This is a genomic window from Microbacterium sp. BWR-S6Y (genome assembly GCF_041379845.1).
GTDB classification, from domain to species: Bacteria; Actinomycetota; Actinomycetes; order Actinomycetales; family Microbacteriaceae; genus Microbacterium; species Microbacterium hydrothermale.
In genome coordinates, this window is the sequence record NZ_JBFECV010000001.1 from 502,098 (window position 1) to 528,505 (window position 26,408).

25 protein-coding genes are annotated in these 26,408 nt (G+C 71.5%); 7 read left to right on the forward strand and 18 right to left on the reverse strand.

Going from position 1 to position 26,408, the window contains the following annotated elements; all coding sequences use genetic code 11:
- Positions 1-249 precede the first annotated feature (249 nt).
- The 7 genes from AB1K56_RS02345 to AB1K56_RS02375 form a co-directional block, all read right to left on the reverse strand.
- Entirely contained in the window at positions 250-1,752 is a 1,503-nt protein-coding gene (locus AB1K56_RS02345) for a PucR family transcriptional regulator (protein ID WP_371204377.1), read from the reverse strand.
- Entirely contained in the window at positions 1,749-2,753 is a 1,005-nt protein-coding gene (locus AB1K56_RS02350; protein WP_371204378.1) for a DUF917 family protein, read from the reverse strand. Before AB1K56_RS02350 ends, AB1K56_RS02345 begins: the two co-directional genes overlap by 4 nt.
- A gap of 2 nt (positions 2,754-2,755) precedes the next feature.
- Positions 2,756-3,883: a DUF917 domain-containing protein gene (locus AB1K56_RS02355; RefSeq protein WP_371204380.1), complete on the reverse strand. Its 1,128-nt coding sequence runs from the start codon at positions 3,881-3,883 to the stop codon at positions 2,756-2,758.
- Positions 3,880-4,959, reverse strand: a complete 1,080-nt coding sequence (locus tag AB1K56_RS02360; protein WP_371204381.1) for a DUF917 domain-containing protein — start codon at positions 4,957-4,959, stop codon at positions 3,880-3,882. Before AB1K56_RS02360 ends, AB1K56_RS02355 begins: the two co-directional genes overlap by 4 nt.
- Complete coding sequence (locus AB1K56_RS02365) at positions 4,956-6,509, reverse strand: hydantoinase/oxoprolinase N-terminal domain-containing protein (RefSeq protein ID WP_371204382.1); 1,554 nt, start codon at positions 6,507-6,509, stop codon at positions 4,956-4,958. The genes AB1K56_RS02360 and AB1K56_RS02365 overlap by 4 nt, the downstream gene beginning before the upstream one ends.
- Before the next feature lie 38 nt (positions 6,510-6,547).
- Positions 6,548-7,888, reverse strand: a complete 1,341-nt coding sequence (locus tag AB1K56_RS02370; RefSeq protein ID WP_371204384.1) for a cytosine permease — start codon at positions 7,886-7,888, stop codon at positions 6,548-6,550.
- A 119-nt stretch (positions 7,889-8,007) separates the two neighbouring features.
- A complete protein-coding gene (locus AB1K56_RS02375) occupies positions 8,008-9,486 on the reverse strand; it encodes a helix-turn-helix domain-containing protein (protein WP_371204385.1) in 1,479 nt (492 codons plus the stop codon).
- Between the two features lie 129 nt (positions 9,487-9,615).
- Between AB1K56_RS02375 and aceA the strand changes: the two genes are divergently transcribed.
- Both aceA and aceB read left to right on the forward strand, forming a co-directional pair.
- Positions 9,616-10,932 (forward strand): isocitrate lyase, encoded by a 1,317-nt coding sequence (aceA, locus tag AB1K56_RS02380; RefSeq protein WP_371204386.1) that lies wholly within the window; start codon positions 9,616-9,618, stop codon positions 10,930-10,932.
- 397 nt (positions 10,933-11,329) lie between these two features.
- Positions 11,330-12,949 carry a malate synthase A gene (aceB, locus tag AB1K56_RS02385; RefSeq protein ID WP_371204650.1) on the forward strand — a complete coding sequence of 540 codons (1,620 nt, stop codon included), beginning with the start codon at positions 11,330-11,332 and terminating at the stop codon, positions 12,947-12,949.
- 62 nt (positions 12,950-13,011) lie between these two features.
- Here aceB and AB1K56_RS02390 read toward each other — a convergent pair whose 3' ends face one another.
- The gene (locus AB1K56_RS02390) at positions 13,012-14,307 is read right to left on the reverse strand and encodes a chloride channel protein (RefSeq protein WP_371204387.1); all 1,296 of its coding nucleotides are present in this window, start codon (positions 14,305-14,307) and stop codon (positions 13,012-13,014) included.
- A gap of 55 nt (positions 14,308-14,362) precedes the next feature.
- Between AB1K56_RS02390 and AB1K56_RS02395 the strand changes: the two genes are divergently transcribed.
- Complete coding sequence (locus AB1K56_RS02395; protein ID WP_371204388.1) at positions 14,363-14,677, forward strand: hypothetical protein; 315 nt, start codon at positions 14,363-14,365, stop codon at positions 14,675-14,677.
- A 48-nt stretch (positions 14,678-14,725) separates the two neighbouring features.
- On the forward strand, positions 14,726-15,925 hold the full coding sequence (locus AB1K56_RS02400; protein WP_371204389.1) for a pyridoxal phosphate-dependent aminotransferase: 1,200 nt from the start codon (positions 14,726-14,728) through the stop codon (positions 15,923-15,925).
- Between the two features lie 250 nt (positions 15,926-16,175).
- Here AB1K56_RS02400 and AB1K56_RS02405 read toward each other — a convergent pair whose 3' ends face one another.
- The 4 genes from AB1K56_RS02405 to AB1K56_RS02420 all read right to left on the reverse strand — a co-directional run bounded on the left by AB1K56_RS02405 (position 16,176) and on the right by AB1K56_RS02420 (position 19,035).
- The gene (locus AB1K56_RS02405; protein ID WP_371204390.1) at positions 16,176-17,312 is read right to left on the reverse strand and encodes a UDP-N-acetylmuramate dehydrogenase; all 1,137 of its coding nucleotides are present in this window, start codon (positions 17,310-17,312) and stop codon (positions 16,176-16,178) included.
- On the reverse strand, positions 17,312-17,716 hold the full coding sequence (locus AB1K56_RS02410; protein WP_371204391.1) for a MaoC/PaaZ C-terminal domain-containing protein: 405 nt from the start codon (positions 17,714-17,716) through the stop codon (positions 17,312-17,314). The genes AB1K56_RS02405 and AB1K56_RS02410 overlap by 1 nt, the downstream gene beginning before the upstream one ends.
- A complete protein-coding gene (locus AB1K56_RS02415) occupies positions 17,713-18,162 on the reverse strand; it encodes a MaoC family dehydratase N-terminal domain-containing protein (RefSeq protein WP_371204392.1) in 450 nt (149 codons plus the stop codon). The genes AB1K56_RS02410 and AB1K56_RS02415 overlap by 4 nt, the downstream gene beginning before the upstream one ends.
- 81 nt (positions 18,163-18,243) lie before the next feature.
- Positions 18,244-19,035, reverse strand: coding sequence for a sulfite exporter TauE/SafE family protein (locus tag AB1K56_RS02420; RefSeq protein WP_371204651.1), 792 nt, complete (start codon positions 19,033-19,035; stop codon positions 18,244-18,246).
- A 346-nt stretch (positions 19,036-19,381) separates the two neighbouring features.
- On the opposite strand from AB1K56_RS02420, the gene AB1K56_RS02425 reads away from it, so the two are divergent.
- On the forward strand, positions 19,382-20,017 hold the full coding sequence (locus tag AB1K56_RS02425; protein WP_371204393.1) for an NADPH-dependent F420 reductase: 636 nt from the start codon (positions 19,382-19,384) through the stop codon (positions 20,015-20,017).
- Between the two features lie 125 nt (positions 20,018-20,142).
- Here the strand turns inward: AB1K56_RS02425 and AB1K56_RS02430 are convergent, their stop codons facing one another.
- The 6 genes from AB1K56_RS02430 to AB1K56_RS02455 all read right to left on the reverse strand — a co-directional run bounded on the left by AB1K56_RS02430 (position 20,143) and on the right by AB1K56_RS02455 (position 24,853).
- Positions 20,143-21,303 carry a cystathionine gamma-synthase gene (locus AB1K56_RS02430; RefSeq protein ID WP_371204394.1) on the reverse strand — a complete coding sequence of 387 codons (1,161 nt, stop codon included), beginning with the start codon at positions 21,301-21,303 and terminating at the stop codon, positions 20,143-20,145.
- Positions 21,300-22,304 (reverse strand): pyridoxal-phosphate dependent enzyme, encoded by a 1,005-nt coding sequence (locus tag AB1K56_RS02435; protein WP_136586840.1) that lies wholly within the window; start codon positions 22,302-22,304, stop codon positions 21,300-21,302. The genes AB1K56_RS02430 and AB1K56_RS02435 overlap by 4 nt, the downstream gene beginning before the upstream one ends.
- A 154-nt stretch (positions 22,305-22,458) precedes the next feature.
- A complete protein-coding gene (locus tag AB1K56_RS02440; RefSeq protein ID WP_371204395.1) occupies positions 22,459-23,307 on the reverse strand; it encodes an SDR family oxidoreductase in 849 nt (282 codons plus the stop codon).
- Positions 23,308-23,415: 108 nt separating this feature from the next.
- The gene (locus AB1K56_RS02445; protein WP_136586842.1) at positions 23,416-23,736 is read right to left on the reverse strand and encodes a hypothetical protein; all 321 of its coding nucleotides are present in this window, start codon (positions 23,734-23,736) and stop codon (positions 23,416-23,418) included.
- Complete coding sequence (locus AB1K56_RS02450; protein WP_371204396.1) at positions 23,733-24,305, reverse strand: hypothetical protein; 573 nt, start codon at positions 24,303-24,305, stop codon at positions 23,733-23,735. The genes AB1K56_RS02445 and AB1K56_RS02450 overlap by 4 nt, the downstream gene beginning before the upstream one ends.
- A 5-nt stretch (positions 24,306-24,310) precedes the next feature.
- Positions 24,311-24,853, reverse strand: a complete 543-nt coding sequence (locus tag AB1K56_RS02455) for an RNA polymerase sigma factor (protein ID WP_136586844.1) — start codon at positions 24,851-24,853, stop codon at positions 24,311-24,313.
- Between the two features lie 121 nt (positions 24,854-24,974).
- On the opposite strand from AB1K56_RS02455, the gene AB1K56_RS02460 reads away from it, so the two are divergent.
- A complete protein-coding gene (locus AB1K56_RS02460; RefSeq protein WP_371204397.1) occupies positions 24,975-25,391 on the forward strand; it encodes an Asp23/Gls24 family envelope stress response protein in 417 nt (138 codons plus the stop codon).
- 156 nt (positions 25,392-25,547) lie between these two features.
- Entirely contained in the window at positions 25,548-26,384 is an 837-nt protein-coding gene (locus AB1K56_RS02465; protein ID WP_371204398.1) for an NAD-dependent epimerase/dehydratase family protein, read from the forward strand.
- Positions 26,385-26,408: the final 24 nt, after the last annotated feature.

Genomic DNA, 26,408 nt, shown 5'->3' on the forward strand with positions numbered 1-26,408 from the left:
AGAAACCTTACACGTGTCAGGTTTCCGCACAACCCCCGGCCTCGCGTTGCGGCGTCGCGGACCGTCCCGCGGGCTCCGCCTCGACACGCCGCCGCCGCGGTATCCCGAACCGGCGTGTCACGCACCGACTCCGCACAACGGCACGCGCGCACCGTCCCGCGTCGTCCCCGGCACCCGGCACCCGCAGCACCCCGGCCCGGCACCCGCAGCACCCCGGCCCCGGAACTCGCAGTCCCCCGCCCGCCGCCCTCAGCGCAGCGCGCGACAGGCGAGATGCAGGGCGAGGCGGGCGTCGACGTCGGTGAGGTCGATGCCGAGGAGCTCCTGCGCGCGGGCGATCCGCATCGCGACCGTGTTTCGGTGCAGACCCAGCGCCGCCGCCGTCGCCGACACGCCCGATTCGTGGTCGAGGTACGCGGTGAGCGTCTCGAGAAGCTCCGGGCCCTGCGAGGCGAGGGGCGCGAGCAGCGACTCGGCGGCGGGCACGAAGGTGTCCGACCCCGCCCACGACAACAGCACCTGCTCGATGCCGAGGGCGTCCACGCGCACGAACCATCCCGTCGCCGCCCGGGCCGCGGCGATGCGGGCGCCGTCGACCGCCCCATCGATGCTGGCGAGCAGACCGCCGGCGCCGCTGTCGAGCGAGCCGATCCCGGTCGCGACGTCGAACGACCGTCGCGCACCGTCGTGCAGCGCCCGCAGCGACGCGATGTGCTCGTCCAGGCGGGGCGCGGGCGGGGGCTCGGCGAAGCTCAGCCACCCCGTGACACCCCGACCGCTCGTGACGGCCTGCGAGTCGACGGGGAGGGCCGCGAGTCCCCGGCGCACGAAACGCAGCAGTTCGAGGGTCTCGAGTCGGCGGCGTCCCGCGATCCGGAACGCGAGGTGGTAGCCACCGGTCCGCCACCCGCGCTCGCTCATCCGTTGCTCGACGTCGGGGTCGCGCGCCTCGCGCGCCTCGAGGAACTCGCGGAGGAGTCCGGATGCCACGGCGGCATCGCTCACGTCGGCCACCTCGTCGATGAGGATGCGCGCGGCGACCGCCGGCATCGCGACCTCGGCGGCGACAGCGAGCGCCGACAGCTGCGCGGGGCTGAGCCCCGCACCGAACATCGCCAGGCGCAATCCGGCTCGGCTCGGACTGTCGACGCGCACCGACGCGGCGGCGCCCTCGGCGACCGAGACCGCGTCCTGCCAGAGGCCGACGTCGATCGCGGCGCGCACGGCCTCGGGCAGGTGACCGCCGGCCTCGAGCAGCACGCCCTCGGCGTCGATCAATGCGACGCCGTGACCGACGCTGGCCGAGAGGTGGCGGAGCAGGTCGGCGAGGTGCGACGCCGAGTATTCGATCGACTGGGCGACTCGGCGCACGTACCCGAGGGTCAGGGCATCCCGCCCCTGCACGAGCTCCCACCCCGCCCGGGCGAGGGCCATCGGGTCATCGACCTCGAGCACGGTCAGCCCCAGGCGCGCGGCGAGCCGACGGCTTCCCGGGCCGAGCACCTCGGCGCCCGACACCGCGAGCCCGCGGAAGCCGCGGTCGCGGACACGGCGGACGAGCGCGTCCTGCTGCCACGGAGCCGTCGGGGGCGGTTCCGTCAGCGCGGCGAGTCCGGCCTCCCCGTGCGCGGGGAGCATCGCCTCGCGGGCGGCGACCACGACGCCCGCGAACGCGTCCGCCGCCTCCACCACCACGCGGATCCCGCCGTTCGCGGGGTGCGCCAGCAGGGCGCCGAGGTCGAGGGGGGTCATCGCCCGACCTCGAGACCGCGCAGCCCGTACGCCGCGGGGATCACCCGTGCGAGACGCTCGATCGAGGCGAGCCACCACGGTGGGGCGTCGAGCGCCACGACGCGGACGTGCCGTGCGAGCGTGACGGCATCCACCTGCAGCACCTCTCCCGAGAGGGAGTCGATCGCGACGAGGATTTCGGGGGATGCCGCGATCGTCTCGCCGTCGCGCGTCACGGCGAGGAACTCCGAGCGCGCGACCAGGCGCAGCAGCGCTCCGTCGTCGCCGACGAGCTCGACCGACCGGACGAAGGCGTCGTCCGGCACGGACTCCACCGCGCTCACCCGTCCGCTGCCGAGCACGCGCGTCTCGGGGAGGTCGTCCACGCCGATGTCCGCGGCCCCCAGGGCGAGGGCGCGCGTGTACGTGCCCGGGATGCCGTGGGCCCGCAGGTCGCCGACCGTGAAGCCCGCGACCAGCACCGCCCCTGCTCCGCCCGCGCGGATCACGCTCGAACGCACGAGGCTCTCGGCGTCTCCGGCCCGCGAGGAGTCGACGAGCATCACGCCGCCGCCGGTGTCGGCCACGACGATCGCGCCCGGGACCGCGTCGACGAGCAGCGAGAGCTGGTCGATACCGGGCAACGCGCGGCCCATCAGATCGGCGTCGACGAGCATCCGGTCCCCGACGAGCAGGGGCGTCAGTCCATTCAACCCGGCGCCCTCCATCGCGCAGACGGCTGTGGCCCGGACTCCTGTCCAGCGCTCGGCCGCGGCGAGGAGCGGGGCGAAGGCGTCGGGGGGCGGCACCCGCTCGGTGAGCAGGTACGTCGAGCCCGCGAAGCCGATCGCGACGCACGGGGTGCGGGGGTCGAGATCGTCGATGTCGTAGAGCGCGACAGGCGCGTCCAGCACCTGGCCGGCCATGATCTCGAGCAGCGTCGTCGTGCCGCCGCCGCCCGAGCCGAGCAGGGAGAACCCCCGGGCGAGCACCGGAAGACGGTCGGGCCCGAGGGTTCTCATGCTCACAGGGTAATCAGCGGTCGGGCCCCCTCCCCCTGCAGCTCCTCCACCGGGGTGAACGTCTCGGCGAGGCCGAACGCCGACGGACCGAAGGCCGCGAGCGCGCCGGGGGTGCGCATGAGGGCGGGCGTCGAGATGCCCAGCACGCGCACGCGCTGGCCGTACCGCAGCCCCTCCGTCGTGATCGGCTCGGCCGACTCGATGTCGGTGATGCAGATGAGGTCGGGCACGATCGCCACGAGCGCACCGTCGCGGTGCGCGATGAGGTTCTCGTTCTGGAACGCCACCTCCAGCGTCGAGGAGTCGTCGGGTGCGAGCGCCGAGATGGTCGCCCTTCCCTTCGCGAAGCCGTCGGTGGTGCGCCGTTCCACGTCGGTGACCTTGCCGACGAACAGCTCCCGCACGTGCGGGTAGAGCGTCGTCGAGAGCGTGTCGGCGATCGCCTCGACGGGCGAGCGATGCTGCTCGCGTGCTTGCCGGATGCCGCGCCCCAGCGCCAGCGCCATCGACAGCGTCCGAGGGACCGCCGTCCGGCGCACGTCGGCCCCCGTCATCGCGTACTCGGCGATGTGGGCGACCCCGCCGAGACGGATCGTGACACCGCGGGCGAGCCACTCCATCTGCCGGTCGTCGTCGCCGGTGTCGATGACGGCGGTCTCGCCGCGCTCCCCCGCGAGGGCCAGGGGCGAGCCGTGGACGCCGTAGACGGCGAAGGTCTCCATCGACAGTTCCGGGAACGCGCGGCCCATCCCGTCGGCATCCACGACGGGAAGGCCGGTCTCGGCGGCGACGATGAGGGGGATCATCGAGTTGATGCCGCCGCACTCGATCGGCATGGTTGCCTCGGCGGTGCGACCGAGGTGCTTCTCAAGGGTGCGCAGGGCGAGGGTGGGCTCGGTGCCCGCGGGGATCTTCTCGACCATGACCGTCGGTGCCCCCATCTGCGCGGTGGGGATGACGAACAGGTCGTCGGCGATCTCGTCGGGGTCGAGCACGGTGATGCTCCCCGCCCCCAGCACGCGCTCGACGAGCTTCTGCCCGATGTACGGGTCGCCGCCGCCGCCCGTTCCGAGCAGGGTCGCGCCGCGCGCGAGATCGGGCAGGTCGGCGGCGGTCAGGGTCCAGCTCACGCGGCCACCTCCACGGTTCCGTCGAAGCGGTGCGACGGCATGTCGTAGCCGAAGTAGCCCGGCCCGACCATCGCGAGGGCCTCGGGCCCGTGCCAGCGCTCGTCGCTGGGGGCGGCGACCACGCGCACGCGCTGGCCGTAGCGCAGCCCCTCGGTGGTGATGGGCTCGGCGCTCTCGGCATCCAGGACGATGATGAGGTCGGGCGTCGTCACGAGCACGTCGTCGCCGGTGCGGGCGATGAGGTGCTCGTTCTGAAACGACAGGGTGAGCGTGTCGTCCGTCCCCTCGATACGGGCGTTGCCGCGTGCGAAGCCCGCGGTCGTCCCGCGCTCGACGTCGACGACCTTGCCGGCGAACACCTCGCGCCCGCCGAGGGCCTCGACGACCGCGGCGACCGGATCGGTCTTGGCCGCGCGGGCATCGACGATGCCGCGGCCGATCGACAGGCACGCCGAGAGCGAGGCCGGCACGAGGGCATCACGGGCGGTCGTCCCCGTCATCGCGAATCCGGCGATCATGATCGAGCAGCCCATCTCCACGCAGGCGACGCGCGCGATGCGCTCGGTCCACGTGTTGTCGACGGTCGAGAGCACGGCCGTGTTGCCCTTTTCGTCGGCGAAGGCGAGCGGCGAGGCGGTGACGCCGTACAGGGTCGGCAGCACCATCTGCAGCTCGGGGAACGCGCGGCCCATGCCGTCGGCATCCACGAGCGGCAACCCGAGGGCCGCGGCCGCGGCGATCGGGATCGTGGAGTTCACTCCCCCGGCCTCCGCGCACGCGATATGGGTGACGGGGCGACCGAGAGAGGCGGCGAGCGCATGCACGGGGGCGACGACCTCGTCGAGGCTCGGGAGCTTCTCGACCATGACGGTCGGCGCGCCCATCATCGCCACGGTGAGCACGAGGGCGTCGTCGGGCAGCTCGTCGAGCTCCACGACCGTCACCGGTCCGTGCTCCGCGAGGGCCTGACGGGCCAGGAGCGCTCCGATGTAGGGATCGCCGCCTCCCCCGGTGCCGAGGACGGCGGCACCGCGAGCGAGGTCCGCGACCACGGACGCCGACAGTTCCCAGCTCACGCGCGCGCACCCATGTCGAGGTCGCCCACGGCCTTCACGCGCACGCGCGTGGCGTTGCCGGGGAGGTACGGGATCGGCACCTCGTCGAAGTCGACGATCGACACCGACGACGGACGGGCACCCGCGGCGATGGCCTTGTCGACGGCCTCGGCGCGGATCGCGGCGATGCCCTCGTCGCGCCGGCCGGCCTCGATGGCGTAGACCTTGTCGATCTCGCCGCCCACCTGGGCGATCGAGGCACCGATGGCGTTGGCGACGGCGTAGTTGCGCGGGCGGTGCACCTCGCCGAACAGCGGGAGCTCGTCGGGAAGCAGGATGCTGCCGCCACCGACCGCGACCACGGGGATCGGCTCGGGCGAGGTGCGCATGCGGTCCACGGCCTCGGCCACGCGCTCGGCGATGCGCGCGAGCACGCGCTCCACGAACGCGGGGTCCAGGTGCGCCACGCGCGAGGGGTCGCCGACCTGGGCGCGCCCGGCGGCCACGGCGATGTCGGTCGCGGTGAGGGTCGACCCGCCGAAGACGAGCGCTTCCTCGGTCAGGCGGTACCCGACCGATGCGGGTCCGACCTCCCCCGTCTCGAGATCGACGATCGATCCGCCGCCGATGCCGATCGACAGCACATCCGGCATCCGGAAATTGGTCCGGATGCCGGCGACCTTGACCTCGTTCGCCGTCTCGCGCGGGAACCCGGCGTTGAGCAGGCCGATGTCGGCGGTGGTGCCGCCGATGTCGACGACCGCGCAGGTCTGCAGGCCGCTCGTGAGGGCGGCGCCGCGCATCGAGTTGGTGGGTCCCGAGGCGAAGGTCGCGACCGGATAGAGGCGCACGTAGTCCTCGTCCATCAGCGTGCCGTCGTTCTGGCTGAGGAAGATCGGGGCCTCGATCCCCTGCGCGCGCACGGCGGAGGTGAGCCCGTCGACGATCTCGGAGGCGAGCTCGCGCAGCGCCGCGTTGATGATCGTGGCGTTCTCGCGTTCGAGCAGGCCGATCCGCCCGATCTCGTGCGAGAGCGAGATCGCGACGTCGGGGCCGAGCACGTCACCGACGATCTCGGCCGCGCGCTGCTCGAGGTCGTGGTTGACGGGGGAGAACACCGACGAGATCGCGACCGACCGCACCCCGTGCTCCGCCATGTCACGGGCGATGCCGCGCAGCTCGTCCTCGTCGAGGGGCGAGATCGGCCGTCCGTCGAACTCGTAGCCGCCGTGCGCGAGGTAGCTGCGCGCCTGGATCGCCTCGGTCAGCACCTCGGGCCAGTCCACGAGGGGCGGCAGCGCCTTGGTCGCGGGAAGTCCCAAGCGCAGCGCCGCGGTCGGGGCGAGACGCTGGGCCTGGACGAGCGCGTTGATGAAGTGCGTCGTCCCGATCATGACCGCGTCGATGTCGTCGCCGTCGAAGTGGCGCTCGGTGCGCAGGGCCGCGATCGCGTCGACGATGCCAGTCGTCACGTCGGGACTGGTGGACTTCTTCACGCCGGCGAGGGTGACGGTGGCGTCCATGAGCACTGCGTCGGTGTTGGTTCCGCCGACGTCGATGCCGATGTGCATGGGTGGAGCTTCTTTCGTTCGGGGGGGGGGGGGACGGGTCAGGATGCCACGGGGGCGGCGCTCGTGGCCGGGGACTGCGCGGTGGTGGCCTGGCCGATCCCGCGTACCCAGCCGAGCTTGCCGGCGATCGTGTAGAGCACGATCGACAGCACGAGCGAGGAGATCGCCGGGATCCCCCAGGTGACGAAGTACCCGACGAGCGCCGAGACCAGCCAGATGACGAGGGTGACCGGCACGATGCGCGGGGCGGTCAGGGGAAGGCGGCCCTCGGCGCGCGAGGCGTCGAGCTCTCCGCGCCACCGGCGCACGAGGAAGTACTCGGCGACCATGATCCCGGCGATGGGCGGGAAGGCGACGCCGAGGATGATGAGGAACTCCGTGAACTGCGACAGGATGCCGGCGGCGGCGAGGACCGAGCCGACGACGCCCAGCACGATGGTCGTGGTGACGCGGTGCAGGTTCTTACCGAAGGCCGTGGAGATGAAGTTCACCAGGCCGAGGGTCGAGGAGTAGAGGTTCCAGTCGTTGATCTTCAGCGTGCCGGTGATCACGATGATGAGTCCGACCAGGCCCACCGACGATGTGACGATCGCGACGATGTTGCCGGACTGAGCGGCGTGCGCCAGCAGCACTCCCGAGAGGCCGATGACGAACTCGCCCAGCGTCACGCCCACGACGGTCTGCTTGACGACGTCGGCCTTCGAGCGGTTGAAGCGGGTCATGTCGGCGGTGATGATCGCGCCGACGATGAGGCCTCCGGCCACGATCGCCGTGCCCTGCCACACCGTCATGGTCGGGCCGGGGGCGGGAGAGGTCAGCAGATCGCCGATGGAGTGGGTGCTGAGCTCGGAGATGATCGACCAGCCCACGAGCACGAGGAAGAGCGGCACCGTGATGTTGGCGAGCCACTGCATCCCGACGAAGCCGACCGCGACGATCGCGGTGACGGCGAGACCGAAGAGGAGGCTCCAGGCCCAGACGGGCATGACACCCGGGAGGAGCGACTCGAGCGACTCGGCCGAGATGGCGGACTGGATGCCGAACCAGCCGATGAGGCTGATTCCCATCGCCAGGCCGACCAGCGACGCGCCGATCTCGCCGAACCCGGTCCAACGGGCGAGGAGGGCGGTGTTGAGTCCCTCCTTCTGCCCGATGATGCCCACGATGCACATGATCACCTCGAGGATGATCGATCCGAGCAGCAGCGCGAGGAAGGCCTCGCTGAAGGTCATCGCGTAACCGAGGGTGGCGCCGAGCAGGAACTGCGAGAGGGCCGAGACCTGGCCGAAGCGCTGCACGGCGATGCCGAACCAGTGCTTCTGGGCATCGGGTGTCACGCGGCTGAGGGCGAAGTCGTCGGCGTGGGCCATACGTGCCATGGGGTGTCCTTTGGGGAGAGGGACGGTGCGGGTGCTGCACACGCTAGAGGCCCCTCCCGATCGGCGAAATGGGCACCCTGCCCCATCTCCCCGCCCCGATATGCATCCTGCACACCCGCTCACGCGTGCGGCGCGTGCGCCTCCAGAAACTCGTACATCTCCGTCGTGTCGACCCCCGGGAACGACCCCGTCGGCAGGGTCGCGAGCAGCGTCCGCGGTGTCCGCACGTTCGGCCACGCCTGGCCGCGCCACTCGGCCTCCAGGTCCGCGGGCGCTCGTCGGCAGCACGTCTCGACCGCGTGCCGCGACACCGCCCGGTTGGTCGTGTCGCGCCCGCGGAACCACCGCGTGTCGTCGAAGCGCACGCCCACGCTCACCGAGTGCGCGCCCTCGCTCGACTGCTCCACACGGGCGGTGCACCAGTAGGTGCCGTTGCCGGTGTCGGTGTACTGGTAGTACGGGTTGAAGAGGTCGTCCTCGTCGAAGACGACGCGGCTCGTCCAGCGCCGGCAGCACATCTGCCCCTCGATCGAGCCGAGCCGGTCGGTGGGGAAGTTCACGTCGTCGTTCTCGTACGCCTTGGTGATGGTGCCCGACTCGTGCACTTTCAAGAAGTGCACCGGGATGCCGAGGTGCACGGTCGCGAGGTTCGTGAAGCGGTGCGCGGCCGTCTCGTATGACACCGAATACGCGTCGCGAAGGTCTTCGATGCTGAGCGCGCGCCGCTCCTTCGCCTCTCGCAGGGCCGGGACGACGTGCGCCTCGGGCATGAGCAGGGCTCCGGTGAGGTAGTTCGTCTCGACGCGCTGACGCAGGAACTCGTCGTAGCTCGTCGGCTCACCGTGGCCGAGCATGCGGCTCGACAGCGCCTGCAGCACCGCCGCGCGCGGGTCGCCCTTCGCGACCTTCGTCGAGAGGTAGAGCCGGCCGTTCTTCACGTCGGCGATGCTCCGCGTCGACGAGGGGAGGTCGGGCACGTAGTGCAGCGTGAACCCGAGGTGCGCGGCGATGTCGCTCGCCCCGCGCTGCGTGAGGGGCCCGCCGGGGTGCGCGATCGCGGTGAGCATCTCGGATGCCACGCGCTCGAGCTCCGGGAAGTGGTTGTCCTGCGTGCGCATGAGCCGGCGCAGGGCCACGTTCGCCCGGCGCGCCTCCTCGGGTGTCGCCGAGCGCTCCTCGCGCAGGCGTTCGATCTCGGCCTGCAGCGCGAGCATCGCTGCCAGCACCTCGTCCGGCACCGCGCGCCCCACGCGGAAGGGGGCGATCCCGAGCGCCTGGAACGTCTGACCGCGCATGGCGCGTTCGACCGACAGCTCGAGGGTGGCGCGGGCGTCGAGGGGCTCGGCATCCAGGATCTGATCCAGCGTGCACCCGAGGGCCCGCGCGATCGCCTGCAGCAGCGTGAGCTTCGCCTCGCGACGGCCGTTCTCGATCATCGACATCTGACTCGGCGCGCGCCCCACCGCGGCGGCGAGGTCGTCGAGGGTCAGGCCGCGCGCGGTGCGCAGCTGCCGGATGCGCCGACCGATGGTGAGGGTGTCCACCTCCTCATGGTCGAGCGGGAGGGATGCCGAGGGCAGGGTGACGCCGGTGTCCATACCGGGAGGATCTCACGAGAACGGAAGATCGGTCGATCTTCACACAGGAAATTCCGTTCGAGCGGGTTGATCTTCGCCGACAGTGGTCTCCACGGGGCACCGACGCCCCGTCACCCGAAGGAGGACGACATGACGATCCAGGCCACTCCCGCCCAGCAGCCCCTGCGCCCCGGCGACCAGACCGAGACCGCCGATGAGATCCGCACCGCGTGGGAGTCCGACCCGCGCTGGGACGGCATCGAGCGGACCTACACCGCCGAAGACGTCGTCCGCCTCCGCGGGAGCGTCCGCGAGGAGTCCACCCTCGCCCGCCGCGGAGCCGAGAACCTGTGGAACCTCCTTCACACCGAGGACTACGTCCGCGCCCTCGGCGCCTACACGGGCGGTCAGGCGGTGCAGCAGGTGCGCGCCGGGCTCAAGGCCATCTACCTCAGCGGTTGGCAGGTCGCCGCCGACGGCAACCTCGCGGGTCAGACCTACCCCGACCAGAGCCTGTACCCCGCCAACAGCGTTCCCGCCGTGGTGCGTCGCATCAACAACGCGCTGCTCCGGCAGGACCAGATCGAGCGCGCCGAGGGAGAGGTCACGCAGGACTGGCTCGCCCCCATCGTCGCCGACGCCGAGGCCGGCTTCGGCGGTCCCCTGAACGCCTACGAGCTCGCGCAGTCGCTGATCGCGGCGGGGGCCGCCGGCATCCACTGGGAGGACCAGCTCGCGAGCGAGAAGAAGTGCGGACACCTCGGCGGGAAGGTGCTCGTTCCGATCCAGCAGCACATCCGCACGCTCAACGCCGCGCGCCTGGCCGCCGACGTCGCGGGAGTGCCGACGGTCATCATCGCCCGCACCGACGCCCTGGCCGCCGACCTGCTGACCAGCGACGTCGACCCGCGGGATGCCGAGTTCCTCACCGGCGAGCGCACGACCGAGGGCTTCTACCGCGTGCGGCCGGGACTCGACTCGGTCATCGCGCGCGGACTGGCCTTCGCCCCTTACGCCGACCTGCTGTGGGTGGAGACCGGGGAGCCCGACATCGAGCTCGCCCGCGCCTTCGCCGAGGCGGTCCACGCCCGCTACCCGGGCAAGAAGCTCGCCTACAACTGCTCGCCGAGCTTCAACTGGAAGCGCCACCTCGACGACGAGCAGATCGCCACGTTCCAGGCCGACCTGGCCGCCCTCGGCTACGCCTTCCAGTTCATCACGCTGGCCGGTTTCCACGCCGTGAACCACTCGATGTTCGACCTCGCCCGCGGCTACGCCGAGCGCGCCATGAGCGCGTACGTCGAGCTGCAGGAGGCCGAGTTCGCCGCCGAAGCCCAGGGGTACACCGCCACGCGCCACCAGCGCGAAGCGGGTACCGGCTACTTCGACGTCGTCTCGACCGCGCTCAACCCCGACAGCGCCACCCTCGCCCTGGCCGGCTCCACCGAGACGGCCCAGTTCCACTGACCCCCGGCGACCCCGCCGCGCGCGCGAGAACCTCATCCCACTCATCGCGGACCTCGTCCCACTTATGGCCACCTGAGCCACCCTCAACCAGCCATTTGTGGGACAAGGTCCGCAAGCGGCCCCTCCCGCCGCACCTCTCCTTCCGCCGCACCTCCCCTTTCCGCCGCACCTCCCCTTTCCGCCGCACACCGACAGCCCGTCCCCGTTATGACGGAGCTCGTCCCACATATGGCCGGTCAAGCCACCCCCGACCAGCCATAAGTGGGACAAGGTTCGCGGGGCGAGGGGCACCGCGCGACACAGACAGAAAGCCACGACCATGACCCTCATCACCTCTCCCCCGCCCACCACCGCGACCCCGCCGAGCGGCAGCCGCACCGACGCCGACGATTCCCGGATGCCGAACGCCCCGGCATCCGCATCCGCCCCGCACCTGCGCCTCGAGCGCCCCCTCGAAGGACGCGACGGCGAGATCCTCACCCCCGCCGCGATCGCCTTCCTCACCGAGCTGCACGACCGCTTCGCGCGGCGCCGGCACGACCGGCTCGCCGCCCGCGAGCGCCGCCGCTTCGAGATCGGTACGGGCGACGACCCGCACTTCCGCGCCGACACCGCGCACATCCGCGACGACCCGTCGTGGCGCGTGGCGGGCGCGGGCCCGGGCCTCGAGGACCGCCGCGTCGAGATCACCGGACCCACCGACCCGAAGATGACCATCAACGCGCTGAACTCCGGCGCGATGGTGTGGCTGGCCGACCAGGAGGATGCCACGAGCCCCACCTGGCGCAACGTCATCGGCGGACAGCTCTCGCTGTTCGACGCGATCCGCGGGCAGCTGTCGTTCACGAGCCCCGAGGGCAAGCGCTACGAGGTGACCGCCGAGCGCACGCCCACGATCGTGATGCGCCCGCGCGGCTGGCACCTGCCCGAGAAGCACGTGACGTTCATCGATCGCGCGGGGCGCGAGCTGGCGGCATCCGGTTCCCTCGTCGACTACGGGCTGTACGTCTTCCACAACGCGCACGCCCTGATCGCGGCGGGCCGGGGGCCGTACTTCTACCTGCCGAAGATCGAGTCCGCCGAAGAAGCGCGACTGTGGGACGACGTGTTCTCGTTCACCGAGCAGCGCCTCGGCCTCGCGCACGGCACGATCCGCGCCACCGTGCTGATCGAGACCCTGCCCGCGGCGTTCGAGATGGAGGAGATCCTCTTCGCCCTGCGCGACCACTGCGCGGGTCTGAACGCCGGCCGCTGGGACTACATCTTCTCGATCATCAAGACCTACCGCGGGCGCGGGGCGCGCTTCGTGCTCCCCGACCGTAGCGAGGTCACGATGACCGTGCCGTTCATGCGGGCCTACACCGAGCTGCTCGTGCAGACCTGCCACAAGCGGGGCGCGTATGCGATCGGCGGCATGAGCGCCTTCATCCCCAACCGTCGCAAGCCCGAGGTGACCGAGGCCGCGTTCGAGAAGGTCGCCGCCGACAAGAGGCGCGAGGCCGGAGACGGCTTCGACGGCACGTGGGTGGCCCACCCCGACCTCATCCCGGTGGCGCGCGCCGAGTTCGACGCGGTGCTCGGCGAACGCGAGAACCAGCTCGAGCGCACCCGCGACGAGGTGGCGATCGACCCCCGCCAGCTGCTCGACGTGCGCATCGGCCTGCCGGTGACCACGGCGGGCGTGCGCGGCAACGTGTCGGTGGCCATCCGCTACCTCGAGGCGTGGCTGCGGGGACTGGGCGCCGTCGCGATCGACGACCTCATGGAAGACGCGGCGACCGCCGAGATCTCGCGCTCGCAGATCTGGCAGTGGATCCACCAGGACCGCGAGACCGCCGAGGGCACGGCGATCACGCGTGGGTTCGTCGAGGGCCTGGTCGACGATGTCCTCGCCGAGACCCCGCGCTTCGACGGCGACCGCTTCGACGACGCGGCCGAGGTGTTCCGCGAGGTGGCGCTGCGTCCGGAGTTCCCGGCGTTCCTGACGCTGCCGGCGTACGCGAAGTACCTGGACTGACCGGATGCCGAGAGGGCCGGGGCCACGAGCCCCGGCCCTCTCGCATGACGCGGCGAACCGCCCTACTGCCGGCCGGGGTCCACGGGGGCGAAGGGCCGCAGGCTCTCGCGAGAGGTGAGCTTGGATGCCGCGAGCGAACCCGCCACGGCGAGGAAGAGCGGCAGCAGCAGCTCGAAGCCGGTGTCGGTGAACTCGATGATGAGGGCGATCGCCGTGAACGGCGCTCGCATGTTGGATGCCAGGAACGCCCCCGCCGCGACGATCGCGAGCGCCGTGCCGTCGGCTCCGGGCCAGACGAACGCCCACCCGGCCGCCGCCGCCGCGCCGAGCGCCGCGCCGATCGCGACCGAGGGCTGCAGCGTTCCGCCGATCGCGCCGGAACCCAGCGACAGCGCGGTCGCGACGTACTTCAGCACGGCGAGCGCGAGCAGCAGCAGCGCCGGCTGCGACAGATCGAACCCGGCCGTCGCGAGGGCCCGGCCGTTGCCGAGGATGAGCGGGAAGGCCGCCCCGACTGCACCCACCGCCGTGAACGTCAGCGGCAGCACGACCAGCAGCTTCCACCCCTCGGGACGGAAACGCGCGAGCTTCTTCGTCACCGCGGCGAAGCTCGTCGCGCCCCACCCCATCAGCGGGCCGATGAGGATCGCGGCGACGATCAGCGACGCGTTGACCTCGAGCGACCCGACCGAGTACAGCGAACCGTCCCCCACGAGCGGACGGGCCACCAGGGTCGCGATCGTGCTGACGCTCAACGCCACCACCGCCGCTCCCACGCTGAACTGCGCGAGGAGGATCTCGACGGCGAACAGGGCACCGGCCAGCGGCACGTTGTAGACCGCGGCGAGACCCGCGCCCGCGGCCGAGGCGATCAGGATGCGGCACCACCGCGCGTCGAGCCCGAACCAGCGCACGACCTTCGAGCTCGCCATCGCCGAGAGCTCGCGCGGGGCGACCTCCTTGCCGATCGAGGCGCCCATCGCGACCGAACCCACCTGCAGCACGGTGTCGGCGAGCGTCTCCCACCACGGCATCCGGGCCCCGTCGACGCCCTGCTCGACCGTGGCGATCTTCCGGCCGAACCGGCGCAGCAGGTACCAGCCGAGAGCGGCGACCACGCCCGCCCCACCCACCGTGGCGATGGGCAGCCACCACTGCTCCGGGTAGGCCAGACCGTCGAGGAACGGCCCCTCCTCGTGCCCCCAGACGAGATGCTCGAGGCTGTGCACGATCCACACCAGCAGCAGCACGGCCAGACCCGTTGTCACACCGACGAGGAGGGTGGCGATCCCCAGACGGACGAGAGCGGCGAATCCCCGACGTCGCGAGCGCAGCGGGATGGCGGTCTGAGCGGTCACCCCGCCACGCTAATGGACCCGTGTTTCGTGTTTCGACCGGCGGTAGCCTGACCGCATGACGCCCCCGTCCCCCACCCTCCGCCGGCCCGCCGACGTCCTCGGCATCATCGCGACCTGCGTCGCGGGCGTGCTCATCGTGCCGACGCTCGGGGTGTACCTGCTCGGGCTCATCCCCGAGATGAACGCGATCTGGTGGCTCGGCATCATCCTGCTGCCGCTGCTCTTCCTCGACGGGATCGTGGTCGTCCTCCTCGCGATCGTCGGTCTCGTGGTCGCCGCGCGTCGGGCCGGTCGACGCGCGTGGTCGGTGACCGCGCTGGTGCTCGGCATCCTGATGCTCGTGCCGGCACTGCTGATCCTCGTGCCCTGATCGTCATGTCCCTCGGCGGAAAAGCCCGGGAACACTAGGCTCGGAACCGTGACTTCCCGCGCCCCGCTCTCCCGCAAGCTGTCCGCCATCGCCGAGTCCGCGACCCTCAAGGTCGACGCCAAGGCCAAGGCCCTCCAGGCCGCCGGCCGACCCGTCATCTCGTACGCGGCCGGCGAGCCCGACTTCGCCACCCCGTCGTTCATCGTGGATGCCGCAGCGAAGGCGCTTCAGGACCCGAAGAACTACCGCTACACCCCCGCCGCCGGTCTCCCCGTGCTGCGCGAGGCGATCGCCGCCAAGACGCGGCGCGACTCCGGTCTCGAGGTCGCGCCCTCGCAGGTCATCGTGACCAACGGTGGCAAGCAGTCGGTGTACCAGGCGTTCCAGACCGTGGTGAACCCCGGCGACGAAGTGCTGCTGCCCGCGCCGTACTGGACCACCTACCCCGAGGCGATCGAGCTCGCCGACGGCACGCCCGTCGAGGTGTTCGCCGGCGCCGACCAGGACTACAAGGTCACCGTCGCCCAGCTCGAGGCCGCCCGCACCGACAAGACCACGGTGCTCGTCTTCGTGTCGCCGTCGAACCCGACCGGGTCGGTGTACACGCCCGAAGAGACCGCCGAGATCGGCCGCTGGGCGCTCGAGCACGGCATCTGGGTCATCACCGACGAGATCTACCAGAACCTCACCTACGAGGGTGCGCGCGCCGTCTCGATCGTCGAGGCCGTGCCCGAGCTCGCCGAGCAGACCATCCTCGTCAACGGCGTCGCGAAGACCTACGCCATGACCGGATGGCGCGTGGGCTGGATGGTGGGACCGGCGGATGCCATGAAGCTCGCCGGCAACCTGCAGTCGCACCTGACGAGCAACGTCAACAACATCGCGCAGCTCGCCGCCGCCGAGGCGCTGAACGGCCCGCAGGACGAGGCCGAGCAGTTCCGCCTCGCCTTCGACCGCCGCCGGAAGCTGATCGTGTCGGAGCTGTCGAAGATCGACGGCGTCCAGGTGCCGAACCCCCTCGGGGCGTTCTACGTGTACCCCGACGTGCAGGGCCTGCTGAACCGCTCGTGGGACGGGGTGACGCCGACGACCTCGCTCGAGCTCGCGGACCTCATCCTCGAGAAGGCCGAGGTGGCCGTGGTCCCCGGCGAGGCGTTCGGCCCGAGCGGCTACCTCCGCCTGTCGTACGCCCTGGGCGACGACCAGCTGCTCGAGGGCATCCAGCGCCTCCAGCGCCTGTTCGCCTGAGTCCTCCGGCGCCGGTCACCGCATCGCGGTGGCCGGCGCCGTTTCGTGCGCCGACGGGGCTGCCGTCCTGCGGAGTTTCCTCCCGACACGCCGCCCCGCGGCATCCGGAGCCACCCTCCTGAGCCCGAACTCCGCGAGACGGCACCCCCTCGGAGGGCACCACCTCGGAGGGCACCGGCACGCCGCCGAGGCACGCGGTGGGCGGGCGGCCCCGATCACGGCACGACGGCACCGCCGTGGCGGGCAGGGGCTACAGCTCGACGTTCACCAGAACGGGCTCGGGCTGCAGCAGCAGGCCGAACTCGGACTGCACGCGCTGCTGCACGAAGCGGGCGAGCTGGGCGATCTCGGCGGCGGTCGCCTGGCCACGGTTCGTGAGCGCGAGGGTGTGCTTGGTCGACAGCCCGGCGCGCGAGCGCGGGAGGCGGAATCCTCGCGACAGACCCGCGTTCTCGATGAGCCAGGCCGCGCTCACCTTGACCTGCCGGTTCTCGACCGCAGGAGGTGGGACGATGCCGTCGAACGCGGCGAGCGGGATCACGGTCACCGGGTCGACCGCGGGCCCCATCGGCCACTTCGGGCACTCCGCGGGAAGCGTGCGCGCGAACGACTCCGACACGATCGCGTTTTGGAAGAACGAGCCGGCACTCCAGGTGTCGGGGTCTTCGGCGTCGAGCACCATGCCCTTGCGGGCGCGGGTGGCGAGGACGTGGTCGCGGATCCACCGCAGCGAGACGGCCTCGTCGGGCTCGAGCCCGAGGGCCCCGCGAAGCTGCTCCCCCGCGATCGGACGCTCTCCGGAGCCGACGCGCTCCAGCTCGAGCGTCACCGACAGGATGACGGCGGACCGCTCCGGCACCGAGCCGTAGTGCTGCTTCAGCACCGAGGTGCGGAAACCGAGCCCGAGATCGGATGCCGCGACGCGCGACACCTCGCCGGTGAACTCGTCGACGAGCTCGACCTCGACGAGGGTCTGCACGATCTCCTGCCCGTAGGCGCCCACGTTCTGCACCGGGGCGGCGCCTACCGTGCCGGGGATGCCCGACATGGCTTCGATCCCGGCGTAACCGCGCGCCACGGTCTCGGCGACGAGGGCGTCCCAGTCGTGGCCGGCCTGCACCCGCAGGAGCACGGTGTCGGGGCGGGTGCCGGGGAACTCTTCGATCCCGGAGGTGCGCACGCGGATCACGGTGCCCTCGAACGGCTCGTCGCCGACGAAGAGGTTCGATCCGCCCCCGAGCACGAACCACGCCCCACCGTCGGACCACACGTCGCGCAACGTCGCGACGAGCTCATCGGTCGTGGTCGCCTCGACCAGGCGCGCGGGGGTCCCGCCGGTGCGGAGGGTCGTCAGCTGCGCGAGCGGGACGGGATCGACGTCGGGCATCAGGACAGCCGCACCCGCACCTGCGCCTTGCCGAGCACGGTGGTCTCCGCGAACGTCACGGTCAGATCGATGCGCGCCGTCTCGTCGTCGACGGCTCCGACCTTGGCGCTGACGTGCAGGTCGGCTCCCGTCTCGGGGTCGACGACGACCGGGCGCGTGAACCGCACGCCGTACTCGAGGATGCGACCCGGGTCGCCGAGCGCCTCGGCGAGCGTGCCGACGGCGATGCCCATCGTCAGCATGCCGTGCGCGAGGACGCCGGGCAGACCCACCGCGGCCGCGACGTCGTCGCGGTAGTGGATCGGGTTGAAGTCGCCCGAGGCCCCGGCGTAGCGCACCAGCGACTCGCGCGTGAGGTGAATCGAACGCTCGGCGATCACGTCGCCCACGGTGAACGCGCTCATGCGCCGGCCTCCCCCGCGAGCAGGACGCTCGTCGTCGTCACGACGTGGGCGCCGGCGGCATCCACGATCTCGGCTTCGCTGGTGATCATCGCGTTGCCGCCCATCGAACGGATGCCGGTGACCGACAGGGTCGCGACGAGCTCGTCGCCCGCCACGATCGGGCGGGAGTAGCGGAAGCGCTGCTCGGCGTGAACGAGACGCGACAGCTCGATGCCGGAGTCGGGGTCGCCGAGCAGCTGCTGGAGCGTGAGATCCTGCACGACCATCGCGAAGGTCGGCGGGGCCACGACGTCGGCGTAGCCGAGCGCGCGGGCGGCCTCGGGATCGCTGTGCTGCGGGGCGTCGGCGAAGACGGCGCGGGCGAACTCGCGCACCTTCTCTCGGCCGACCAGGTAGGGAGCGGTCGGCGGGAAGACACGACCGACGAGTTCGGGGTTCACGGGCACCGGGTCAGTCTACCGAGCGGTCCCGCGCCGCCCCCTCGCGCCGCGGCGCCCGCCGGACCGGGTCGCCGCTCCACGTGGCGCTCAGCGCTGCCGGCGGCCGCGCACGGCCTTGACCGCGATCTGCGAGGCGATGAAGACGAGGAAGATCGAGAACAGCACGTTCGCCACGAACGGGTCGACGGCTTTCGCGATCTGGGCGCCGAGCGCGGTCGTCGCGCACGCGGCGACGCCGACGCACAGGGCCGCGGGCAGATCGACGTTGGACCGCCGCAGGTTGCCGATGGTTCCCGACACGGCGGTGGGGATCATCATGAGCAGCGACGTGCCCTTGGCCACGAGATCGCTCGTGCCGAACAGCAGCAACAGCGCCGGCACGACGATGATGCCGCCGCCCACCCCGAGCAGTCCCGCCAGGATGCCGGTGATCACGCCCAGCAGCGCCAGCCCCGGTCCCGTGATCCAGGTGAGTTCGAGCTCGGCGTCGCGCGAAGGGATGACGAAGTACAGGCTCACGATCACCGCGACGAGGAAGACCACGAACGACCAGCGCAACGCCGTCTGCGACAGCTTGGGCAGGAGCCACGTGCCGATCTGCGCGCCGCCGACCGCGCCGACCGCGAGGATGAGCGCCGGCAACCACGCGACGTGCCCGTCGACGGCGTAGGTGATGACCCCGACGGATGCCGTGGGCACGATCGCCGCGAGCGAGGTCCCCGCCGCGAGGCGCTGGTCGTATCCCAACAGCAGGACGAGCAGGGGCACGATGACGGTGCCGCCGCCGACCCCGAAGAGCCCGGACATGAGCCCGGCCAGCAGGCCGACCGCGATGCACACCAGGTACAGACGAGCGGAGCGGGTGGGGCGGCCGGTCACGGCGGGGCGGGTCTCGGAAGGCACGACGTCCAGTCTCCCACCGGCGGGGCGACGCACCGCGCTCACCCGATCGCCCGCACTGTCCGCCTGGAAAAGAAAGCGGCCCCCGGTGGTCCGAAGCCGCGTCCACCGGGGGCCGTCGCCCTCACAGGTCAAGCAGGACGGTGACCCGAACACCGGACTGCGACCACTCGCGTGAGGGTGCGACGGGATCACGATAAGCACCGCGGGCTTCCGACCCGAACCGGTTGACACTGATTACTAGACCTGCTAACTATTTATGACGCTGAACTCTTGGTAGCGCTCCCGGGAATGCCGCAGCGCCCCCCCTCGGTTGGCTCTGCTCATGACAACCGTAGGAATCATCGGAGCAGGAAACATCGGTTCGGCCCTCGCGAAGGGCTTCGCGCAGAACGGCTACGACGTCGTGATCGCGAACTCCCGCGGGCCCGAGACCCTGGGCGACCTGATCGCCGAGGTCGGCGACAAGGCCCGCGCCGCTACCGCGCGCGAGGCGGCCGAGGCCGGCGACATCGTCGTCGTGACCGTGCCCCTCAAGGCGATCGACGACCTTCCCGCCGCCGAGCTCGCCGGCAAGACCGTGCTCGACACGAACAACTACTACTTCGAGCGCGACGGCCACATCGCCGAGCTCGACGAGAAGAAGACCACGACCTCCGAGATGCTGCAGAAGCGCCTCCCGGAGTCGGTCGTCGTGAAGGCGTTCAACCACATCCCGGCCGCCGACATCCTCACCGACGGCGGCCCCGCCGGCAGCGACGACCGTCGTGCCCTCGCCACCGCGGGCGACTCCGACGAGGCCGTCGCCCTCGTGACGCGCATCTACGACGAGTTCGGCTTCGACACCGTCAACGTCGGACCGCTCAGCGAGAGCTGGCGCGTCGAGCGCGACCAGCCCGCGTACGTGGTCCGCCAGAACGCCGCCGAGCTGACGCAGAACCTGGCCCGCGCCGAGCGCTGACCCCTCCCGCGTGAGGTGCCGGTTTTCGTCGCTTCGGGGTACCCGCAAGCGACAGAAACTGGCACCTCACGCGAATCGACGAACCCGGCGCCCGCACCTGCGGAGCGCCGGGTTCGTCCATTCGGTCAGAGCGCGGCGAGCGCCTGGTCGACGTCGGCCACCAGGTCGTCGACCGACTCGATACCCACCGACAGACGCACGATCGTCTCGGGCACCGCGAGCTCAGTGCCGCGGACCGAGGCGTGGGTCATGGCATCCGGGTAGTTCACGAGCGACTCGACGCCGCCGAGCGACTCGGCGAGCGCGAACAGGCGCGTCGACTCCGCGAACCGGCGGGCGGCGGCCCCGTCGGCGAGCTCGAGCGAGACGATGCCGCCGAACCCGCTCATCTGCCGCGCCGCCAGCTCGTGGCCCGGGTGCGAGGGCAGACCCGGGTAGTACACCTTCGCGACGCGGTCGTGCGCGAGCAGGTGCTCGGCGATCGCCTGGGCGTTCGAGCTGTGGCGCTGCATGCGCACCGCGAGGGTCTTGATCCCGCGCGTGGTCAGGTAGGCGTCGAACGGTCCCGACACCGCCCCGGCGGCGAACTGCAGGAACTGCACCTTCTCGGCCAGCGCGGCGTCGGCGAACGCGAGAGCCCCACCCACGACGTCGCTGTGGCCGCCCAGGTACTTCGTCGCCGAGTGCACGACGACGTCGGCACCGAGCGAGAGCGGGCGCTGCAGGGCGGGCGAGGCGAAGGTGTTGTCGACCACGACCAGCGCACCGGCGTCGTGGCCGAGACGCGCGAGACCCGCGATGTCGGTGATACGCAGCATCGGGTTGCTGGGCGTCTCGACCCAGACCATCTTCGGCGCGCGCTCGGCGAGGGCGGATGCCACGGCATCCAGGTCGCTCATGTCGACGACGCGCAGCTTCACGCCCCACGGGCCCAGCACCCGCGCGAGCAGGCGGTACGTGCCGCCGTAGACGTCGTTGCCGAGCAGCACCTCGTCGCCGGGGACGAGGGCCGCGCGCAGCAGCGCGTCTTCTCCCGCGAGACCGGACGCGAACGAGAGCGCGCGCGCCCCGCCCTCGAGGGCGGCGATCTGGGTCTCGAGCGCGGTGCGCGTGGGGTTGCCGCTGCGGCCGTACTCGTAGCCGCCGCGGAGGCCTCCGATGCCGTCCTGCGCGTAGGTCGTCGAGACGTGGATCGGCGGGATCACCGCGCCGGTCGTCTCATCGGGCGCCTGTCCCGCGTGGACGGCGAGGCTGTCGAAGCCGCGGGCGGCGTCGTGGGTGCTCATGCGGAGTGCTCCTCGGGGGTCGAAGGAAGGAGGGATGCCACGGGCGCGACCTCGTAGCCGCGCGCGGTCATCCACTCGTCGTCGAAGATCTTGCTCAGGTAGCCACGGCCATGGTCGGGAAGGACGACGACGACGACCGCGTCGGCGGGGAGGTCCCTCGCCACGCGCAGGGCGCCGACGACCGCCATCCCGCTCGAGCCGCCCACGAGCAGCCCCTCCTCACGGGCGAGGCGGCGGGTCATCGCGAACGACTCGGCGTCGGAGACGCGCTCGTAGGCGTCGACGAGGGTCGGGTCGAATGCCGGCGGCCAGAAGTCCTCTCCGACGCCCTCGACGTCGTAGCCGTGGATGTCGTCGCCCGAGTAGATCGACCCCTCGGGATCGACGCCCACGATCCGCACCGACGCCCCGGCGACCTCGCGCAGGTAGCGACCGGTGCCGGTGATCGTCCCGCCGGTCCCGACCCCCGCGACGAAGTGCGTCAGCTCGCCGTCGGTGTCGCGCCAGATCTCGGGGCCGGTGGTCTCGTAGTGGCTGCGCGGCCCGTTGGGGTTGGCGTACTGGTTGGGCTTGAAGGCCCCCGGGATCTCGCGCACGAGACGATCCGAGACGCTGTAGTAGGAGTTCGGGTCGTCGGGCTCGACGTTCGTGGGCGTGACCACGACCTCGGCGCCGTAGGCGCGCAGCACCGCCCGCTTGTCTTCGGCGACCTTGTCGGGCACGACGAACACGCAGCGGTAGCCGCGCTGCTGGGCCACGAGGGCCAGGCCGACACCGGTGTTGCCGCTGGTCGGCTCGACGATGACGCCGCCCGGCTGCAACAGACCGTCGCGCTCGGCGGCGTCGACGATGTTCGCGGCGATGCGGTCTTTGGCCGACCCGCCGGGGTTGAAGTACTCGATCTTCGCGAGGACCGTGGCGGCGATGCCGTCGGTGACGCGGGTGAGGCGGACGAGGGGGGTGTTGCCGACGAGGTCGGCGACGCTCTGGGCGTAACGCACGGTGGCATCCTGAAGGGTTGGTGCGCCCTCTGCGGGCGCGGCTGACGGGGTCGTCGAAAGAGAACGCGGGGCGTTCAGCGACAACAGCGACAGGTCAGCACGCGGTCAGCATACCCGAGTCGGGTCCGGGATCGCATCGCGACGTGGTCGGGCCTCACGAGACGGCGCCCAGGAACTCCTCGAAGCTCTGCGCGGGCCGACCGGTGACGCGCTCGACGTCGGGCGAGACAGCCGCGAGGTCGCCGCTCGCGATGGCGGTGTAGGTGCTCACCCACGCGTCGACCTGCCAGCGCGGGGCGCCGAAGGCGGCGCGGGACGCGTAGGCCTCGTCGACGGTCTCGTCGAGGAACCGCACGGGGTGGCCCCGCACGGCCGAGATCTTCTCCGCCACCTCCGCCATCGTCAGCGCCTCGGGGCCGGTGAGGTCGTACGAGGCGTCGGCGTGCGCGGAGGGATCGCGCAACACCGCGACCGCGGTGGCGGCGACGTCGGACCGCGACACCAGCGAGCAGCGCCCCTCGCCCGCCGGGCCCCGGATGACCCCGTCGTCGCCGGCGAAGAGCTCCATCATGTCCATGTAGAAGTTGTCGCGAAGGAACGTGAACCTCATCCCGGACGACCGGATGATGTCCTCGGTGGCCGCGTGGTCGCGGCCGAGCGTGAAGACCGCGTCGGGGGCGGCGGCGAGGAACGACGTGTAGACGATCGAACGCACGCCCGCGGTGGCCGCGGCCTCGACGAAGGTGCGGTGGTGCTCCACGCGGTCGGCGGTCTCGGAGGCCGAGACCATCAGCAGCGTCTCGACTCCCTCGAGGGCCGCGCGGGCGGCATCCGCGTCGGAATACCGGGCCACGTGGATCTCGGCGCCGTCCAGACGGGGCGCGCGCGACGCGTCGCGCACGAGCAGACGCTGGGGGATGCCGCGCGCGGCGAGGTCGCGGGCGACGCGGCCTCCCACGGCTCCGGTGGATCCGGTGACGGCGATGACGGGCGGCGTGGACATACGGCCTCCGGGGCGAGTGAGCGGTACGTCCAGCGTATGCCGCCGCAGACCCCCTCGGCCGGGAAAAGCCTCAGTGATGGAGCTTCGCCCCGCGGTGCGCGACGGCGCTCAGGAGGCCGGTGCCACCAGACGCGCGACGCGCACCCGCACGGTCGCCGGCTCGTCGTCCGAGCCCGCACCGCGCGCCGCCGCCGCCACGGCCGTGGCCACGGCGGCGGAGTCGTCTTCGGTCGAGACGCCGATGCAGACCGTGATGGCGCGCGCGCCCGGAACGTCGTCGACGGCCGCGAGCGACCCCTCGACGTCGGCGACGTGCTCGAGAGCACGAGCGACCACCGGTCGGGCGGAGTAGCACTCGCGGACACCCTCGACCGCGGTGACGGCCAGATCGATGCGTGGAGCCAGTTCGGCCGCCGTGATGCGGGTCATTCGTCTTCCCCCTCGTCCAGATGGACGTCGCCGACGGTCACGTCGACGCGTCCGACCTTCAGATCGCCGTGCCGCTCGATCGCCTGGCGGATGCCGTCGCGCATCTCGTCGACGGCGGCGTTCATCGCGCGGCCGAAGCGCACGCTCACCGTCACCCGCACGTCGAGCGGGGCATCGGGCTCGGGCTGCTCGAGCCGCACGCGCCCGACCAGCACGCCCTCGATCCCGTCGCCCACCGCGCGGATCAGCTCGTAGAGCGCGCCCTCGGTGACGACGATCTCCGTTCCGTCCTCGGTGCGCGCCAGGGGGATGTCGCGTCCGGAGCGGAACTCTCGCATCACCTCCCGCATGATGCTGTCGTACCAGGAGTCGGCGAGGGGCTCGGCGGCCTGCTCCTCGACGATCTCGCGCGACAGACGGCCCATGCGCTCCATGGAGGCGAGGACCGCCTGGCACTCGGCGTTGCGCTCGATCGCGGGGATGCGGGGGGTCCTCCCGCGATCGAGATAGGCGGAGAGGTCTTCCAGTGTGTAGCCGGAACCGCCGATGTCGTCGTTGTGCTCGCTCATTCCGGTCACCTCCACTCCTGCATGCGTTCCAACACGGTCTTACGTGCCCGGGCGAGACGACCTCGCACCGTGGCGGCCGACTCCCCCACCTCGACGGCGATCTCGTCGTAGCTGTGCCCGCCGACCTCGCGCAGCACCCAGACGACGCGGAGTTCCTCGGGCAGTTCCGCCAGCACCTTCTTCAAGGCGTCCATCTGCGACGACGCCACGGCCGACCGCTCAGGGTCGTCGGCGGCCGACACCATCTCCTCGTCGATCTGATCCGAGATCTTGCGCGAGCGCAGCCGGTCGGTCGCCTTGCGCGAGACGATGGTCGTCAGCCAGCTTCGCACCTTCTCGGGATCGGTGAGGTCGGGCAGCCGACGCCACGCCGTGATGAGGGCTTCCTGCACGCAATCGTCGGCGTCGGCGCGGGAGCCGGTGAGACGCGTGGCGAAGGCGACGAGGAACGGGGCATGCCGGCGCACCAGCACTCCGAACGCCAGCTGATCGCCGTCGGCCGCGCGCGACGCGAGAAACGCGTCCGTGGCGGTGGACAAAGAGGGCATCGCGTTTCCTGTCAGCAGATTTCCAGGCTCGAGCCGTGACGTTTCACGAATCTGTTCCGTCCACATAGCGAAACACCCCGCACCCTTCGCGGACGGGGATCTTGACGAAAGGACGCATCCCATGGCACAGAACTCCTCCCTCTCGGCCGACGCCCGCACCAGCGGCGGCAAGACCGTCATCGTCGACCCGGTGGTCGCGAAGGTCGCCGGTATCGCCGCGGCCGAGGTCCCCGGCGTCCACGCACTCGGTGGCGGCGCCGCGCGCGTGATCGGCAACATCCGTCAGGCCGTCGGCGCGAAGGACTACGCCCAGGGCGTGAGCGTCGAGGTCGGCGAGACCGAGGTCGCGGCCGACATCGCCATCCAGGTCGACTACCCCGAGCGGATCCAGCGCGTCGCCGACGACGTGCGCTCGGCCGTCCGCCGGGCGATCACGGAGATCGTCGGCATGAAGGCCGTCGAGATCAACGTGACCGTGGTCGACGTCTACATCCCCAGCGACGACGACGACGAGCAGGAGGAGGCGCGCGTCCACTGACGTGCCGTCCGGGCCCGCGAGCTGACCGCTCGCGGGCCTTCCCCGTGTCCGGCACGGCACGCGCCTTCGTGGATCCCGCGTCAAGACGTGCACCGGTGTCGGACCCCGCCGCTATCGTCGGCGGCATCCCTCCCCCACACCCAGGAGCTCAGCATCATGCGCATCGCCCTCACCGGTTCGTCCGGAAAACTCGGCACCGTCGTCGCCCGCGAACTGCGCGCGGGCCACGACGTGATCGGCCTCGACGTCCGCGGCGACCGCGGCCCCGGGTTCGTTCAGGTCGAGCTCACCGACTACGGCCAGGTCATCGACGCCCTCGCCGGAGTGAACGACCAGCACCAGGGGTTCGACGCGGTCGTGCACCTCGGGGCGATCCCGGCCCCCGGCATCCGCTCCGATGTCGCGACCTTCCACAACAACATGACCAGCACGTTCAACGTGTTCTGGGCGGCCGTGCGCCTCGGCATCCGCAAGATCGTCTACGCCTCGAGCGAGACGGTGCTGGGCCTGCCGTTCGACGTGCCGCCGCCCTACATCCCGGTCGACGAGGAGTACGCTCCGCGCCCCGAGTCGGTGTACTCGCTCGTCAAGACGCTCGAGGAGCGCCTCGCGACCGAGCTGGTGCGCTGGAACCCCGACCTGTCGATCACGGCGCTGCGTTTCTCGAACGTGATGGTCCCCGACGACTACGCGGAGTTCCCGTTCGACGACGACGCGCGCACCCGCAAGTGGAACCTCTGGGGCTACATCGACGCGCGCGACGGCGCCCAGGCCATCGAGCGCGCCCTCGAGGTCGCGCCCGCGGGCTTCGAGACCTTCATCATCGCGGCCGCCGACACCGTCATGACCCGCCCGAACAGCGAGCTCGTCGCGGAGGTGTTCCCCGGTGTCGAGACGCGCGAGCTCGGCGAGAACACGACGCTGCTGTCGATCGACAAGGCCCGACGGCTTCTGGGGTACGACCCGCAGCACTCCTGGCGCGACGGGCGCTGACCCGCGCCCCGTGGGGGCGTGACA